The 16815-nt window shown below is 73.5% G+C and carries 13 protein-coding genes and 1 tRNA gene; 11 read left to right on the forward strand and 3 right to left on the reverse strand.

Going from position 1 to position 16815, the window contains the following annotated elements; genetic code table 11:
• Positions 1-128 precede the first annotated feature (128 nt).
• Positions 129-1403, reverse strand: coding sequence for an ROK family transcriptional regulator (locus ARTHRO9V_RS01330; protein WP_159825069.1), 1275 nt, complete (start codon positions 1401-1403; stop codon positions 129-131).
• Between the two features lie 99 nt (positions 1404-1502).
• Here ARTHRO9V_RS01330 and ARTHRO9V_RS01335 point away from each other — a divergent pair, with 99 nt between their 5' ends.
• The 8 genes from ARTHRO9V_RS01335 to ARTHRO9V_RS01370 all read left to right on the forward strand — a co-directional run bounded on the left by ARTHRO9V_RS01335 (position 1503) and on the right by ARTHRO9V_RS01370 (position 9449).
• On the forward strand, positions 1503-1973 hold the full coding sequence (locus tag ARTHRO9V_RS01335; protein ID WP_159825071.1) for an N-acetyltransferase: 471 nt from the start codon (positions 1503-1505) through the stop codon (positions 1971-1973).
• A 239-nt stretch (positions 1974-2212) separates the two neighbouring features.
• Complete coding sequence (locus ARTHRO9V_RS01340; protein ID WP_159825073.1) at positions 2213-3412, forward strand: glycoside hydrolase family 6 protein; 1200 nt, start codon at positions 2213-2215, stop codon at positions 3410-3412.
• A gap of 141 nt (positions 3413-3553) precedes the next feature.
• Positions 3554-4936, forward strand: a complete 1383-nt coding sequence (locus tag ARTHRO9V_RS01345; RefSeq protein ID WP_159825075.1) for an LCP family protein — start codon at positions 3554-3556, stop codon at positions 4934-4936.
• Between the two features lie 480 nt (positions 4937-5416).
• Positions 5417-5506: transfer RNA gene (locus ARTHRO9V_RS01350), tRNA-Ser, on the forward strand.
• 164 nt (positions 5507-5670) lie between these two features.
• Positions 5671-6003 carry a hypothetical protein gene (locus ARTHRO9V_RS01355; RefSeq protein WP_159825077.1) on the forward strand — a complete coding sequence of 111 codons (333 nt, stop codon included), beginning with the start codon at positions 5671-5673 and terminating at the stop codon, positions 6001-6003.
• A gap of 82 nt (positions 6004-6085) precedes the next feature.
• Positions 6086-7270, forward strand: coding sequence for an acyl-CoA dehydrogenase family protein (locus ARTHRO9V_RS01360; protein ID WP_159825079.1), 1185 nt, complete (start codon positions 6086-6088; stop codon positions 7268-7270).
• Positions 7264-8697, forward strand: a complete 1434-nt coding sequence (locus ARTHRO9V_RS01365) for a bifunctional PIG-L family deacetylase/class I SAM-dependent methyltransferase (protein WP_159825081.1) — start codon at positions 7264-7266, stop codon at positions 8695-8697. The genes ARTHRO9V_RS01360 and ARTHRO9V_RS01365 overlap by 7 nt, the downstream gene beginning before the upstream one ends.
• Positions 8694-9449, forward strand: coding sequence for a glycosyltransferase (locus ARTHRO9V_RS01370; RefSeq protein ID WP_159825083.1), 756 nt, complete (start codon positions 8694-8696; stop codon positions 9447-9449). The genes ARTHRO9V_RS01365 and ARTHRO9V_RS01370 overlap by 4 nt, the downstream gene beginning before the upstream one ends.
• Positions 9450-9526: 77 nt before the next feature.
• Here ARTHRO9V_RS01370 and ARTHRO9V_RS01375 read toward each other — a convergent pair whose 3' ends face one another.
• Complete coding sequence (locus ARTHRO9V_RS01375) at positions 9527-10273, reverse strand: aminoglycoside phosphotransferase family protein (protein WP_159825085.1); 747 nt, start codon at positions 10271-10273, stop codon at positions 9527-9529.
• A 33-nt stretch (positions 10274-10306) separates the two neighbouring features.
• Complete coding sequence (locus ARTHRO9V_RS01380; RefSeq protein WP_159825087.1) at positions 10307-10972, reverse strand: TetR family transcriptional regulator; 666 nt, start codon at positions 10970-10972, stop codon at positions 10307-10309.
• Between the two features lie 302 nt (positions 10973-11274).
• Between ARTHRO9V_RS01380 and ARTHRO9V_RS01385 the strand changes: the two genes are divergently transcribed.
• From ARTHRO9V_RS01385 to ARTHRO9V_RS01395, 3 genes are all read left to right on the forward strand, one after another.
• Positions 11275-13842, forward strand: a complete 2568-nt coding sequence (locus tag ARTHRO9V_RS01385) for an ATP-binding protein (RefSeq protein WP_159825089.1) — start codon at positions 11275-11277, stop codon at positions 13840-13842.
• 5 nt (positions 13843-13847) lie between these two features.
• Positions 13848-14633 (forward strand): response regulator, encoded by a 786-nt coding sequence (locus ARTHRO9V_RS01390; RefSeq protein ID WP_159825488.1) that lies wholly within the window; start codon positions 13848-13850, stop codon positions 14631-14633.
• 197 nt (positions 14634-14830) lie between these two features.
• Positions 14831-16744: an APC family permease gene (locus ARTHRO9V_RS01395; RefSeq protein WP_123571946.1), complete on the forward strand. Its 1914-nt coding sequence runs from the start codon at positions 14831-14833 to the stop codon at positions 16742-16744.
• The last annotated feature ends 71 nt before the right edge of the window (positions 16745-16815 follow it).

A 16815-nucleotide genomic window follows, 5' to 3' on the forward strand; every position in this document is an offset into this window, starting at 1 on the left:
AAGACGTCGCCCGCATCGGTCCGGTAACGGCGCCCGAGCCGAGGAGGCGCGGGTCGGGCCCCCGCGCGGCGCGGGTCGCGACCGCAGGAGGCGCGGGTCGGGACCCGAGGAGGCGCGGGTCGGCCCCGTCAGGCGCGGATCAGCAGGGCGGAGGGTCGCGGCGAGAACGTCTGGTCGAGCACGAGGCAGGCGGCTCCGACGGCCGCGACGTCGATGCCGATCGACGACTCGACGAGCCGGATCGGGTGCTTCGGGATCAGCGCCGGGTCGTCGCGGAGCGCGGCCGGCAGCACCGCGAGGACGTGGCGCGACAGCGGCGCCCAGAACGGGCCGCCGAAGACGACCTCGTCGAGGTCGAGCAGGTTGACGATGGTCACGAGGGCACGCGCGAGGTGTCGGCCCGCGCCGTGCAGCACCCCGAGGGCGCCGGCGTCACCCAGGTCGGCCTTGCCGACCAGAGCGCCGAACGCCTCGTCGATGCGGCGCATGTCGACGTCGTCCCCGCTGCGAGCCGCCTCGGCGAGCGCCTCGTCCGAGACGTCCCCCTCGAGCAGCACTCCCGTGGCCGCGGCCTCCCGCACGAGGGCGTGCGGCGTGATGAGCTCCCCGACACAGCCGATGCGCCCGCAGGTGCAGCGGTGGCCGTGGTCGTCGACCATCACGTGCCCCGAGTCCCCCGCGTTCGCGCTGGCCCCGCGCAGCACGTCGCCGCCGAGCACGAGCCCGGTGCCGTAACCGGTGCCGTAGTAGACGAAGGCGAAGTCGCTGCGCTCACCCGCGCCTCCGTCGCTGAGCCAGAGCTCGGCGACCGCGCAGGCCGTGACGTCCTTCTCGAGCAGCACCGGCAGACCGGTCGCCTCGCTGAGCGCCCGACGCAACGGCACGTGCCGCCAGAGGGGCATCATCGGGGGGTCGAGCACGAGGCCGGGCCCGATGTCGACCGGGCCGGGCGAGGCGATGCCGACCCCCAGCAGCAGGTCGCGGTCGACGCCGCTCGTGACGACCAGCCCGTCGATGGCCCGTGCCATCAGGGCCACCACCTCGTCGGGTTCGCTGGCGGAGGGCGTCAACTCTCGGGCGTGGGCGACGACCGTGCCGACGAGGTCGAGCAGGACGAACGTCAGCACGGCGGGGTCGATGTGCACGCCCACGGCGAAGCGCCCGCGGGACTCGAGCTGCAGCATGGTGCGGGGCTTGCCGGGACCGCTGATGACGGTGCCGCTCTCGCGGATGAGCCCCGCCTCGATCAGTCGGCGCGAGACGTTGGTCACGGCCTGGGGGCTGAGTCCGGTGCGCCCGGCGATCTCGGTCCGGCTGAGGCCCGCGCTCTCCCGCCGGATGGCGTCGAGCACGACCGACCGGTTGTAGCCGCCGATCGCCGGCAGGTTCGTCCCGCGGTTCATTCTCGTCATCATCCACGACGTCGGGGGGTCGCGCGCGCACCACCGCCGGTCATCCGCCCGACGGTGGTGCCCGTCGGGACGCCCCGTTACCCTGAACGCATGTCTGGACTGCGCCTCGAAGAACTGTCCGCCGCCACCGTCGTCGCGGCCAACAACCTCACCCTCAAGCCGGGGCAAGAGCAGTTCGTCGCCCCCGTCTCGCACTCCATCGCCGAGGCGTACGTCAACCCGACCACCGCCTGGCCCCGCGTCGTGGTCGACGACGACGGCACGGTGGTCGGCTTCATCATGGGCAACTTCGACGCCGAGGCAGACGACGAGGCGCTGCGCAGCTGCATCTGGCGCATCAACGTCGAGGCCGACGCCCAGGGCCGGGGCATCGGCCGGTTCGCCGTGCACGCCCTCGCCGACGAGGCCCGCAGCCGCGGCTTCGACCGGGTCACCGTCATCTACGAGCCGGGTGACGACGGGCCCGAGGACTTCTTCCACCACATCGGCTTCGAGGTCATCGGCGAGACGCCCTACGGCGAGCACGTCGCGGGGCTGACCCTGGCGTCGTCGCAGGTCTGAGCCGGCACCGCGTGAGGCCGACGTCGTGACCCCGGGCGCCTCGCCCCACGGCGGCGAGCCCGCGCCGCACCCCGGCCCCGACCCCGGGCCCGGCCGAACGCTCCGTCCCCCCGAACAGGGACTGAACGCCGAGGCACCCCCGTGTTGCACTGATCGAGCCCCCCGTTGCGGTCCCGCACCGGTCGGCACCCCGGGTGGGCCGAACACCGCCCGGGCCCCTCGACACCAGGACCCCAGCCATGACCCACATGACCCCGACGACCCGCGCCGCCGTCGTCCTCGGCGTCGCCGTCGCCCTGACGGCCGGCCTCGCGGTCGCTCCCGCGCGAGCGCACGCGGCCCCCGTCGACCCCTCGTCGACCTCGGTCACGGCCTCGCCGACCACGGCGTCGAGCCCGCCCGCACGGTCGTCCAAGTCGGCCGAGCGCGCCATCGCCGCCTTCACCTCGCGCGGGGAGCGCGGGTCGACCGGGTCGCCCGTGTCGCCCGACCCGGCCTCGACGTCGGTCCCCACGGTGACGACGCCTGCCGCGGTCTCGCAGACCATCCGCTCCACGCCCACCACGACGCTGTTCCGGGGCGGTCTGTACGTCGACCCCGCCGGTGAGGCGGCGCGCGCCGCGACCACGCTGACGTCCGAGGGTCGGACCGCCGAGGCCGCGGCGGCCCGCACGATCTCGAAGCAGCCGGTGGCGACCTGGCTCGGCAGCTGGCTGACCGACGCCCAGCTCGTGAAGAAGATCGACGGCACCGTCGCCGCCGCCGAGAAGGTCGGCGCGACCCCCCTGTTCGTCACGTACAACATCCCGAACCGCGACTGTGGCAGCCACTCGGCGGGCGGGTCGGCCGACAACGCGGCGTACCTGCGCTGGAATTCCCTCGTCGCCTCGCGGCTGGCGGGCCACCGGGTCGTCGTGGTCGTCGAGCCCGACGCCCTCACGCTCATCAGCAACTGCCCCGAGCAGACGAGCGGGCGGGAGGCCACCATCGCCTCGGCGGTCGCGACCCTGGCGGACGCGGGCGTCCCGGCCTACCTCGACGCCGGCAACTCGAACTGGGTGCCGCCGCAGACCATGGCCGCGCGCCTCAAGGCGGCCGGTGTCGACCGCGCGCGCGGCTTCGCGACCAACGTGTCGAACTACTACCCGGTCGAATCCGAGCGTGCCTACGCCGAGAAGGTGTCGCAGGCGACGGGAGGCGCACGGTACGTGATCGACACGTCGCGCAACGGTCGCGGCTGGAAGGGCACGTGGTGCAACGCGCCCGGGGCCGGCCTGGGGGTCGTGCCCTCGGTGGAGACCGGCACGACGAAGCTCGACGCCCTGCTCTGGATCAAGACGCCGGGAGCGAGCGACGGCGAGTGCAACGGGGGACCGGCCGCCGGCAAGTGGCACGCCTCGTACGCCGTCCAGCTCGTCGCGAACCGTGCGACCGGCTGAGTCCCGGCATCGGCCCAGGACCGCCTGGGTAGTATCTCCATCTGCCCGTACACCGAACGGTGCCCTTCTGCCCGCTCGATCCTCGAACGATCCCGAGGCCGCGCGAGCGAGGGTCGCCCTCGATGACCGAGAGGACACCGCGTGAGCGACCTTCGCGACCGATCCGGCCGTGGCCGACGAGCTGCCCGACCCGAGGCGACCGCCTCCGGACGCCGTTCCGCCCCCGCGACGACGGGAGTCGCCCGACACGGCCGGCTCAAGAGCGGAGGCGCGGTGCGGGCCGTCACGAAGGTGGTGGCCGCCTCGGTGGCCGTCCTGCTCGTGAGCGGAGCCTCGGTCGGCGCCATCGCGGCGTACCAGGTGCGCAGCGACCTCGGTGACGGGGTCGAGCTGCAGGCGGCCCAGGGCGAGACCACCAAGCCCGCGCCCCCGTCGATCAGCGAGTACGAAGGCGGCTTCAACATCCTCGTCGTCGGGACCGACAACGACGCCAGCCAGGACCAGGGGGCGTTCGGCGAGCGGGACGCGACCCTCAACGACGTCAACATCCTGCTCCACGTGTCGGCCGACCACACCAACGCGACCGCCGTCAGCATCCCCCGCGACATGGTCGTGCCGATCCCGTCGTGCGCGAAGGAGGACGGCTCGGGGTACTACTCGGCGATGTCGGCCCGACCCATCAACGAGGCCTACTCGTACGGCGGGCTGAGCTGCGTCGCCTCGACCGTCTCGAGCCTGACCGGTCTCGACATCCCCTTCGCGGGCATGATCTCGTTCAACGGCGTCATCGAGATGTCGAACGCCATCGGCGGCGTCCCCGTGTGTGCCGCGACGCCCATCAAGGACCGCTACACGGGTCTCGACATCCCGGCCGGCGAGACCGTGCTGTCGGGTGCCGACGCCCTGGCCTTCCTGCGCACCCGCCACGGCGTGGGCGACGGGTCCGACCTCGGCCGCATCAGCAGCCAGCAGGTCTACCTCTCGTCGCTGTTGCGGACGGTGAAGAGCGCCGACACCCTCAGCAACCCCACGAAGCTCTACTCGTTGGCCCGCGCCGCGGCGAGCAACATGACCCTGTCCGACCAGCTGACCAAGATCGACACCATGGTGCAGATCGGTCTCGCGCTCCGGGACCTGCCGCTCGACGCCGTCAACTTCGTCCAGTACCCCGGCACGACCGGAGGCTCGGGCGTCTACGAGAACAAGGTGCAGCCCGACGAGGCCGTGGCGACCCAGCTCTTCGACGCGATCGCGAACGACGTCCCGTTCTCGATCCCCGAGGGCAGCACCGGCATCGGCTCCGAGAACACCGGCACGGGTGACGGTTCGGCGGCGACCCAGGCCCCGGCCGCTCCGGCCGAGACGGCTGCTCCGGCCCAGACCGCTGCTCCGGCCGACACGGCGGCACCCACCGATCCCGGCGCGGGGGCGTCGACCGCGCCTCCGACGACCGAGGTCATCGAGGGGCTCACCGGCCAGACGGCGGCCGACCAGACCTGCTCGGTGGCGTTCGGCTCGAACTAGGCGTTCCGCCGAGAAGTCGCCCCGGCGAGTAACCAGCTCGCCGGGACGACCGGTGACCTCAAGCGGCGGCCCGAACCGGCACGCATGAGAACCCCGCGATGCCGGGATCAGGGGTGCGGCACCGTGGGGGGTGTGGAGGCCGGCGTCGGTGCCGGCGGCGAGCCCCTCGGGCGCAGCCGTTCGGGTGCGGCGCTCGATGGTGGGGCACGTGACGCGGCGACCGTCGGGGGGCGTGTTCGGCAAGGGTGAACGGGCCCGTGCTGTCGGGCCCCGGCCCCTCGGCCGTCGTCGGCGTCAGGGGGTACTCTATGTGTCGGCACAAATGCCGACAAGCCGATCACGCCCCCCAGAGCGGGTGGGGCACGGGTGGTTCTGTCCACGCCCGTCCCGGCCGCACGTCCGACCGGCCCCTGGCCCCGGTTCGGCATCTGGCCTCCGGGCCGCTATGCTTGACCCTGCGCGTTCGCTCGCGAGCCGCATGGAGCCGTCGCATAGTTCGGCCTAGTGCACCACCCTGCTAAGGTGGAGTTCCCTTTGTGGGAACCGTGGGTTCAAATCCCACCGGCTCCGCGGAAAGCCACGTCGGTTCTCTCTCTCGCCAGAGATGTTCCGGGGTGGCTTTTCTTCTGCCCGCTCGAGGGCCACCGACGTCGCCCGGCACGGGGCCTTCCCGCCCCGTCGCGCGTAGCGTGATCGGTGACGACGAGTCGTCTCGACTGCAGGGAGAACCACGGGTGAAACGCATCCACTACACCGACGAGTACCTGGTCACCGGCGACGCGATCGCGGCGGCCGTCGTCGAGTACGCGCGAGCGCTGGCGATGCAGAACAAGTCCGACATGGTCGACCTGCCCGGCATGGATCGCGGCGGGGTGCACCAGCGGTTCCAGGTGCTGCTCGGTCCGGCCAGCCAGATGCTGGTCTCCGAAGAGCAGACCGACGAGGCGGAGATCGACGACGACGCCTTGGTCGACGACATCGAGGGGCGCATCGGCCGCCTCCGCGGAATCGAGCCCCAGACCGCCGAAGCGGCCGAGCGCATCCCGCTCGACAGCGACGAGTTCTGAGCCTTCGGCACTGCCCGACGCCTGTCGTCCACCCCGTTGTCAACCCCCATGCTCGATCGGACGACCGACTAGCGTCGAGACCATGAGTCCCTCCGCGCCCCCGCGCTCGACCGACCCCATCGAGCCGGTCACCCTGGGAGGCTCGGGTCCGGTCGTCGGGACGGCCACCGCTCTCGTCGTCGAGGGGCTGCGATCCCGTCCGGCGCCCTCGGTGGGCGACGCACTCGACCTCGCCGTCGAGCTCGGTCGACACGGGGCCCTGCCCGGACTCGGCTCGACGGCCGACCTCTGGCAGGCCCTGGCGACGCTCGCCGCGCACGATCTCGGTGCGGCCCGAGCGGCCGAACCACACCTCGACGCCCTCGCCATCCTCGACCAGCACGCCGAGGCCGGCGCCGCGACCGCCATAGAGACCCTGTCCGACGAGGATGACGGCGACCGCTCCTCCGTCCCCCCGCGCGCTCGGACCGCCGACCCGTTCACCTGGGGCGTGTTCGCCGCCGAGGGGCCCGGCGTCCGTCTGACGGCGACCCGGGGCCCGGACGGGTCGGGTCCGTGGTCGCTGGCCGGCACGAAGCCCTGGTGCTCCCTGGCGGGCACCCTCGACGGCGCGCTCGTCACCGCCTGGGTCGGCGACGAGCGTCGGCTGTTCTCGGTCGACCTCCGTCAGGCGGGCGTGACCGTGACGGCGGACGCCTGGCACGCCAGGGGCCTCGTCGAGATCCCCTCCGGCCCGGTCGACTTCGACGACGTCGAGGCACGCGAGGTCGGCGCTCCCGGGTGGTACCTCGAGCGTCCCGGCTTCTCATGGGGCGGGATCGGCGTCGCGGCGTGCTGGTACGGCGGCGCGGTCGGCGTGGCCCGCACACTGTTGGCCGCGGCGGTGACCGCCTCGTCGCGCACGCCGGAGCGCCCTGCCGACCCGCACCTCCTGCAGGCCCTCGGCCTCGTCGACACGCGACTGGCCGACGCCCGCCGGGCGCTGGTCGAGGCCGCCGACCTCGTCGACGCCGGTGAGGCGACCGGTGACGCCGGGCGGCTGCTGGCCAAGCGCGTCCGCGGGACCGTCGCCCACGCCTGCGACGAGGTCCTCGCGCGGGCGTCCCGTGCCCTCGGTCCGGCCCCGCTCGCCACCGACGCGGCCCACGCCAAGCGCGTCGCCGACCTCGAGCTCTACCTCCGCCAGCACCACGGCGAACGCGACGACGCGTCGCTCGGCCAGACGGTCCTGCGTCGGGCCGTGGCCGACGGTCGTCCCACGTGGTGAGCTTCGACGGTCGCGCGCCGGGGACTCCGGTCGAGACCTGGGAGGCCGACCCGCGCCTCCTCGACCTGCCGCCGCTCGACGGCGCCGTCGTCCCGACCAGCGCGTCGAGCGTCGTCGTGCTGGCCGCCCACCCCGACGACGAGACCCTCGGCGCCGGCGGGCTCATCGCCCACGCGGCCGCCCGCGGCATCCCGGTCACGGTCGTCGTGGTGACCGACGGCGCGGCCTCGCACCCCGGCTCGACCACGAGCGCCGAGGACCTCGTCGCGACGCGGGCCGAGGAGGCGCGGGTCGCGGTCGACCTGCTGGGTCACGACGTCGAGCTGGTGCACTGGAGCATCGCCGACGGGACCGTCCGCGAGGCCCGTGCCGAGATCACCGAGCGGCTGCGTCCCCTGCTGCCCGGGCCGGGTGGCCTGCTCGTCGCGCCCTGGCGCGGCGACGGACACCGGGACCACCGCGTGCTCGGCGAGATCGCCGCCGAGCTGGCGGCCGAGGCGGACCAGGCCGGCACGACGGTGCTCGAGTACCCGATCTGGCTGTGGCACTGGGGTTCGCCCGACCACCCCGACGTGCCCTGGCCGTCGCTGCGGCTCTCGTCCCTGGACGCCGTCGCCGACGCCGCGAAGCGCTCGGCCCTCGCGGCGTACGTCTCGCAGCGCCGACCCCTCTCGACCGCGGCCGAGGACGCACCCGTGCTGCACCCGGTGTTCGAGCGGCACTTCACCCGCGGGCGCGAGGTCTTCGTCGTGGCCGGGTCGGAGGCGGACGGTCGGGACGCGGGCGGCCAGGACGCGGGCGGCCAGGACGCGGGCGCCGCGGCGTCGGTCCCGGCGACCGAGGCGACGTTCGACCGGACGCACGCCCGCCGCGCCGACCCGTGGCGGGTCACGACGCGCTGGTACGAGCGCCGCAAGCGCGCCCTCACCGTGGCGTCGCTGCCGCGCGAGCGCTACGGCCGCGTGCTCGAGGTGGGCTGCTCGATCGGCGTGCTGACGGGCGACCTGGCCCCCGCGGCGGACCGCCTGCTGGCCCTCGACGTGTCGTCGGTCGCCGTGCAAGCCGCCCGCGAGCGGCTCGCGAACCTGCCCCACGTCACGGTCGAGCAGGCCGACGCCGCCGCCGACTACCCGTCGGGCACCTTCGACCTCGTCGTGCTCAGCGAGGTCGGCTACTACCTGGCCCCGGAGGCGTTCGGGCGGTTGGTGGACTCGATCGTCGACGGTCTGGCCGACGACGGCGACGTCGTGGCCTGCCACTGGACCCAGCCCGAGGGGGACTTCCGGCAGGGCGCGGACGACGTCCACGCCCGGCTGGGCGCCGACCCGCGCCTCCACCGGGCCTCGCACCACGTCGAGGGCGACTTCGTGCTCGACGTCTTCTCGCGCGACCCCCGGTCGGTCGCCCAGCGGACGGGCCTGCGATGAACGACGCGCCCGCACGCCCGACTGCGGCCCTGCCCCCGGCCCGCCCCGTGCGGGCCGTCGCGGTCGTCGTTCCCGCGCACGACGAGGAGGAACTCGTCTCGCGCGCCCTCGACGGCGTCGACGTCGCGCGGCGGCACACGGCCAGGACCCATCCGGAGGTGCGGGTCGTCGTCGTCCTCGTGGCCGACGCCTGCACCGACGGGACGGTGGCGGCCGCCCGTGCGCACGCCCGCGTGACCGTCGTCGAGATCGAGGCCCGCGGGGTCGGCGTCGCACGGGCCGTCGGCGTCGACGTCGCCCTGGACGAGCTCGGCGCGCCCTCGGACGACCTGCCGCTCGACGCGGTGTGGCTCGCCTGCACCGACGCCGACTCGGTCGTGCCGCCGGGCTGGATCGACGACCAGCTCGACCGGGCCGCCTCGGGCACCGACGTCGTGATCGGGACCGTGCGCCCGGACTTCGCCGACCTCTCGCCGCGTCAGATCGCGGCCTGGACGGCCCGGCACACGCCCGGGCGGCCGAACGGCCACGTGCACGGCGCCAACCTCGGGGTGCGGGCGTCGTCGTACCGGTCCGTCGGCGGGTTCGCGCCCGTCGACCTGCACGAGGACAACGTCCTCGTCGACCGGCTGCGCGACGCCGGTGCGACGCTCGTCGCCTCGGACGTCGGCGAGGTGCTGACCTCGGGACGGCGCGACGGACGCACGTCGGGCGGCTACGCCGGCTACCTCGCCGTGGACCTGCTGGCCTGACGAGGCCGGCACCGCGCCTCCTCGTCGCCTGCGGTCCGGTGACCGCCGTCGTGACGAGCGCAGGAGGCGCGTGCGGGTCAGTCGCGCAGGGTCGCCAGGTAGGCGGCTTCGCGCTCGTACCCGTCCGCGTCGTCGGCGAGGCGCGGGTTGCCCAGCTCGACCGCCTTGTCACGGCTCATGTCGGCGAGGTCGTGCAACCGGATGATCGCGACCCGCAGCACGTCGGACCAGGTCGCCTCGCTGCCGTAGGCGTCGAGGAGCAGCCGCACCCGCCGCTCGGCGTCGGCCATGCCGGGGGCGTTCGGGGGTGTGCGGTCGGTGAGGGGCACCGCGCGCGTCGCGTAGTAGGCGAGGTCCCACAGGCGGGGGCCGGGCGAGGCGAAGTCGAAGTCGATCGCCCCGACGACGTGGCCGGCGGCGTCGTAGGCGAGGTTGTGCGGGGAGAAGTCGTTGTGGCAGATCACCTCGGACGGCACCTTCGCCGGGGCCTGCCAGACGGCGCCGTCGAGGCCGAAGCCGATGCTCGCGTCGTGCAGGCGGCGCAGCAGGCGCGCACCCTCGACCAGTGCCTCGTCGGTGAAGACGTGGTCGGGCAGCGGGTACACGGGCACGTCGGCGTCGACGAAGCTCAGGCGTTCACGGCCGCCCTCGACGCCCAACGGCCGGGGGATGCCGCCGACGCCGGCGCACGCGAGGTACGACAGGAAGCGATGGACGGTGGGGGTCCAGGGGCCGGCGACGCGGAGGACGGTGTCACCCTGTCGGACGACCGCGTTCATGTTCCCGCCGGCCAGGACCTCGCCGGTGGGGGTCTCGTCGGCCATGTCCTCGTCGGCCGGAGTCGCCGCGTCCACGGCTCAGGCGACGGGCCCGAAGCCCGTGCGGAAGCGTTCGAACGTCGTCGCCCAGTAGGCGCGGAGGGCGTCGACGCGTTCGTCGTCGGTGGTCGTGTCGGCCCAGGGGTCGTAGACGCCGCGCAGCACGGCGATGACGGCACCCCAGGTCGAGTGGATCAGCAAGGACGTGGTCAGGTCGTCCCGCGAGGGGCCGACGGCCAGGCCGATCACGTCGCCGACGCGTTCGGTCATGGGGACGCCGACCGCGAGCACGTAGGGCAGCAGGGGTTCGTGCGTCCGGAGCAGGTGGCGGAGGCTGATCATGTAGTCCACGAGCTGGGTGTCGACGGCCGAGAGCAGCAGCAGCTCGAGCAGGTCGATGTCGGTGCCCTGGAAGGACGCCAGCATCGACAGGTCGGAGGCGTCGACCGCCGCGCCCGCCTTGTTCAGGAGCACCGAGGCCACGGCGTCCTCCTTGCACGAGTAGTGGTTCGCGAAGGTGCGCCTCGAGTAACCGGCCAGGGCGGTGACGTCCTCGACGACGAAGCCGTCGAAGCCCTTCTCGGTCGCCAGTCGGAAGGCCGCGTCGGCGAGCCCACGGCTCGTCGCCCGACGCTTCTCGTCGCGCCCGCCGACCGCTTCCGTGCCGAATCGGGTGAGGTCCCCACGCGCCGGAGTCTGCTGCATCGGACCATCGTGCCGGGGCTTCCTGAGAATTTCCATGCCCAATGGGCAACGGAGCCTCCGGATCGCGTATCCTGCAAGAGTCCGATTCGGGTCGGACGGCCTCGAGAGGCACCAGGCACACAACCCCCTGTGAGATCGCGCAGGGTCGCGTCGGGTGCGACCCTCCAGCTGAACCACGGAGGGGGCCAGGTCCCCTCGAGACATACGCCTCGTGGCCCCCGTGGTCACGGGGCGTTCCCGTGTGCCCGGCGGGTGGTCCCCGTCCGGCACGCTCGGGTCCGCAGGGGTGACAGGCTGAGCCCATGAAGCGAGGGCGGTTGCGGGTGGTGCTGGGGGCGGCGCCCGGCGTGGGCAAGACGTACACGATGCTCGAAGAAGGGGCACGGTTGCGATCCGAAGGGGTCGACGTCGTCGTGGCCGTCGTCGAGACGCACGGGCGGCGCGCGACCTCGGCGCTGGTCGGCGGCCTCGAGGTCGTGCCCCGCCGGGCGGTCGTCCACCGCGGCGTCGCGCTGGACGAACTCGACCTGGAGGCGGTGCTCGCGCGGGCACCGCAGCTCGCGCTGGTCGACGAGCTCGCCCACACGAACGCCCCCGGCTCCACCCACGAGAAGCGGTGGCAGGACGTCGAGGCCCTGCTCGTCGCCGGCATCGACGTCGTCTCGACCGTCAACGTCCAGCACGTCGACTCGCTCACCGACGTGGTCGAGCGCATCACCGGGGCGACGCAGCGCGAGACGGTGCCCGACGCCGTGCTGCGGGCGGCCGACCAGGTGGAGCTCGTCGACCTCGCCCCTCAGGCCCTCCGGGACCGACTGGCCGAGGGCGTCGTCTACCCGGCCGACCGGGTCGACGCGGCGCTCTCGAACTTCTTCCGCCTCGGCAACCTGACGGCCCTCCGCGAGCTGGCGCTGCTCTGGCTGGCCGACGAGGTGGACAGCGCGCTGAAGGCGTACCGCGACGAGCACGGCATCGACAGCACCTGGGAGGCCCGGGAGCGCGTCGTCGTCGCCCTGACCGGCGGCCCCGAGGGCGAGACGCTGATCAGGCGGGGCGCCCGCATCGCCGCCCGGTCCTCCGGAGGGGAACTCGTCGCCGTGCACGTCAGTGCGCAGGACGGTCTCCGGCAGGGAGCGCCGGGTGCCCTGGCGGCGCAGCGGGCCCTGGTCGAGAAGCTCGGCGGCACGTACCACCAGGTCGTCGGCTCGGACGTGCCCCGCGCGCTCGTCGCCTTCGCCCGCGGGGTCAACGCCTCGCAGCTCGTCATCGGCGTCAGCCGGCGGGGGCGCCTGGCCGCGGCGTTGACCGGGCCCGGCATCGGCTCGACGGTGATCCGCGAGTCGGGACGCATCGACGTGCACATCGTCACCCACTCCTCGGCCGGACGCGACCGGGTGCTGCCGCGACTCGGCGGGGCCCTGTCGCGACGCCGCGTGATCGCCGGGTTCGTGCTCGCCCTCGTGGCCGGGCCGCTGCTCACCGGGCTGCTGGCCGGGCACCGCTCGGAGGACGGCATCGCGGGCACCGTGCTGGTCTTCCAGCTGCTGGTCGTGGTGGTCGCCGTCACGGGCGGCATCTGGCCGGCCCTGCTCGCGGCGCTGCTCTCGGGCGTGACGCTCGACCTGTTCTTCATCGCGCCGATCTACCAGCTGACCATCGCCGAGCCGCTGCACCTGGCGGCACTCGTGCTGTACGTGCTCAACGCCGCGATCGTCAGCTACGTGGTCGACCAGGCCGCACGACGCAGCCGTGCCGCCGCCCGGGCGCTCGCCGAGACCGAGCTGCTCGCCACGGTCGCGGGGAGCGTGCTGCGCGGCCAGGACGCCCTGCAGGCCCTGATCGGCCGCACCCGCGAGGCCCTGGGCATGACCCGGGTGCGCGTCGTCCAGGGCGGGGTCGAGATCGGGGAGGCGCGGCTCGCCGACGACGGCCGTCCCGGAGCCGGGTCCCCGGCCGGGACCACCACGTCGATCGCCGCGGGCGCCGACGCGACCCTCGAGCTGACCGGACCCGAACTGCAGGCGGCCGACCGGCGCCTCCTGGACGTCGTCGCGGCGCAGGTCGAGGCGGCCCTCGAGCACTCCGAGCTGAGCCGGGCCGCAGGCCAGGTCGCCCCGCTCGCCGAGGTCGACCGCATGCGCAGCGCCCTGCTCGCCGCCGTCGGTCACGACCTGCGTCGTCCGCTGGCCGCCGCGACGGCCGCCGTCAGCGGACTGCGGCAGACCGACGTCGCCTGGAGCGACTCCGACCGGGACGAGCTGCTGTCCACCGCCCACGAGAGCCTCGACTCGCTCTCGACCCTGGTCACCGACCTGCTCGACGTCAGCCGCGTGCAGGCCGGGGCCCTCGCCGTGACGCCCGCGGACGTCGACGTCGACGAGGTCGTGCTCGGCGCCCTCGACGAGCTCGGCCTCGGGCCGGCCGACGTCGAGCTCGCGCTGCGGGCGACGGTGCCGCCCGTGCGGGCCGACGCCGTGCTGTTGCAGCGCGTGGTCGTCAACCTGCTCGACAACGCCCTGCGCCACTCGCCGCCGGACGCGAGCGTCCGCATCTCGACGAGCGCCTTCGGCGACCGGGTCGAGCTGCGGGTCGTGGACCGCGGACCCGGGGTCCCGGTCGAACGGCGGGACGAGATCCTCGTCGCGTTCCAGCGGCTGGGCGACACCGACAACGGCACGGGGCTCGGGCTCGGGCTGGCGCTCAGCAAGGGGTTCGTCGAGGCGATGGGCGGCACGCTCGCACTCGACGACACCCCCGGCGGCGGGTTGACCATGGTGGTCGGGCTGCCGGTGGTGCCCGGACCGGGCGGGGCAGGCGAGGCCGGGCCGGGCGGGGCAGGCGAGGCCGATCGGGTACGGTCGGCCACGTGAGCGCCGTGAAGATCCTGATCGCCGACGACGACCCGCAGATCCTGCGGGCGCTCAAGGTGACCCTCGGGGCGCGCGGCTACGACGTCGTCACGGCCGCCGACGGGCGGGAGGCGCTCGACCTCGCGGCCAGCCGGCACCCCGACCTCGTCATGCTCGACCTCGGCATGCCCCATCTCGACGGGGTCGAGGTGATCACCGGTCTGCGCGGCTGGTCGACCGTGCCCATCCTCGTCGTGTCGGGCCGCACCGACGCCGCCGACAAGGTCGAGGCGTTGGACGCGGGCGCCGACGACTACGTCACGAAGCCCTTCTCGATGGACGAGCTGCTCGCCCGCATCCGGGCGCAGACCCGCCGGTTGCCGTCGGGCACCGACGACGAGCAGCCCGTGGTCACGTTCGGCGACGTGCAGGTCGACCTCGCGGCGAAGACCGTGGTCCGTCGTCCGGGCGGCGGCCCAGGTGCGGGCGGTGCCGCGGGTGCGGGCGGCGGCGCGGGTGCGAGCGGCGGCGCGGGCAGCGGCGGCACGGCCGTCCGGCTGACGCCGACCGAGTGGAAGATCCTCGAGCTGTTGCTGCACAGCCCCGACAAGCTGATCACGCGCGAGACCATCCTGACCGAGGTCTGGGGCCCCTTCCACGCGAAGGACACCGGCTACCTGAGGCTCTACTTCGCGCAACTCCGCAAGAAGCTCGAACCCGTGCCGGCCGCACCGCGACACCTCGTCACGGTGCTCGGCATGGGCTACCGCTTCGTACCCGACGCCGGGGCAGAGGTCGTCGAGGAGGCGTGACCGCGGTCGCCGTCGGGATCCTCACGGTTTCCTAACGCCGGACGTCACCACCGGGAGGCGCGCGAGGCCTAACGTTGCAGGGCGCGTGCCCGCCTCCCGGTCGGTGCGCCCCGCACGTCCGAGAGGAACCCGTGTCCGCGCAGCCCGAGTCACCCGCCAGGGTCGCACCGCCGACCTCGCACCCGACCACGCGACGGATGCGGAGCTGGCTGCTGCACGGCCTCACCGAGACCGCGGGGACGCACCAGGGTCCGCACGCCGAGACCCCGGAGAAGACGCACTCGTGGTGGCGGGTGATGTGCCTGACCGGCGTCGACTACTTCTCGACCCTCGGGTACCAACCGGCCATCGCGGCCGTCGCGGCGGGGCTGCTCTCGCCTCTAGCGACCATCGTGCTGGTGCTGCTGACGCTGTTCGGCGCGCTCCCCGTCTACCGCCGCGTCGCCCGTGAGAGCCCGCGCGGCGAGGGCTCGATCGCGATGCTCGAGCGCCTGCTGCCCTGGTGGGGCGGCAAGCTGTTCGTCCTCGTCCTGCTCGGCTTCGCCGCCACGGACTTCATGATCACCATCACCCTGTCGGCGGCCGACGCCACGGCGCACGCCGTCGAGAACCCGTTCGCCCCGTCGTGGTTCCACGGGGCCGAGGTGCCGCTGACGCTCGTGTTGGTCGCGTTGCTCGCCGCCGTCTTCCTGCGGGGCTTCCGCGAGGCGATCGGCATCGCGGTCGTGCTCGTCGCGATCTTCCTGACGCTCAACCTCGTCGTCATCGCCGTGTCGCTCTTCCACATCGGCGAGAACCCGGTGGTCATCGGCAACTGGTGGGAAGCGCTGACCGTGCAGCACGGCAACCCGTTCGTCATGGTCGGCATCGCCCTGATCGTCTTCCCGAAGCTGGCCCTCGGCCTGTCGGGCTTCGAGACCGGGGTGGCCGTCATGCCCCAGATCACCGGCGACCCGACCGACACCCCGGCCAAGCCGGTGGGACGCATCCGTGGGGCCCGTCGCCTGCTCGCCACGGCCGCGATCATCATGAGCTCGTTCCTGATCCTGTCGAGCTTCGTCACCACGCTCTTGATCCCCCAGGCCGAGTTCCAGGCCGGCGGGTCGGCCAACGGCCGAGCCCTGGCGTTCCTGGCGCACCAGTACCTCGGCGACGGCTTCGGCACGCTGTACGACGTCAGCACCATCTGCATCCTGTGGTTCGCCGGGGCGTCGGCCATGGCCGGGCTGCTCAACCTCGTGCCGCGCTACCTGCCGCGCTACGGCATGGCGCCGCAGTGGGCCCGGGCCGTCCGTCCCCTCGTGCTGGTCTTCACGGTGATCGCCTTCGTCATCACCATCGTGTTCGAGGCGGACGTCGACGCCCAGGGCGGGGCCTACGCGACGGGGGTCCTCGTGTTGATCACCAGCGCCTCCGTGGCCGTGACGCTGTCGGCGCGACGGGCGCGCCAGCGGAAGCGCACGATCGGCTTCGGCGTCGTCGCCCTCGTGTTCGTCTACACGACCATCACCAACGTCGTCGAGCGTCCCGACGGCGTGCGCATCGCCGCGATCTTCATCATCGGCATCATCGCGGTGTCGCTCGTCTCGCGCGTGCAGCGGTCGTTCCAGCTGCGGGCGACCTCGGTCACCCTGGACGACACCGCGCTCGCGTACGTGCGCGAGGACGCCGACGAGTACGGCACGATCCGCGTCATCGCCCACGAGCCGGGGCGCGAGGTGGCCGAGATCTACAAGAAGAAGCTGACGGCCGAGCGGAAGTACAGCGGCATCCCGCAGCGCTCGCCGGTCATCTTCCTCGAGGTGCACAAGGGGGACTCGTCGAACTTCGAGGAGGACCTCGTCGTGACGGGGCACGCACTGCACGGCTACCGGGTGCTGCGCACGACGAGCGGCGCGGTGCCGAACGCCGTGGCCAGCGTGCTGCTGGCGATCCGCGACGAGACCGGCGTCGTGCCCGACATCTACTTCGAGTGGACCGAGGGCAACCCGCTGTCCAACATGGGGCGGTTCTTCCTGACCGGGGTGGGCGAGGTCGCACCGGTGACCCGCGAGGTGCTGCGCCGGGCCGAGCCCTCGCGCAGCCGCCGCCCCGACGTGCACGTCAGCTAGCCGCCCCTGCCCCGACCCTCTGCACGCGCGCGAACCCCGTTTGCGAAGATGAACCCCGATTGAACGGGGTT

Source organism: Frigoribacterium sp. 9N, assembly GCF_902506305.1.
Taxonomy (GTDB): Bacteria; Actinomycetota; Actinomycetes; order Actinomycetales; family Microbacteriaceae; genus Frigoribacterium.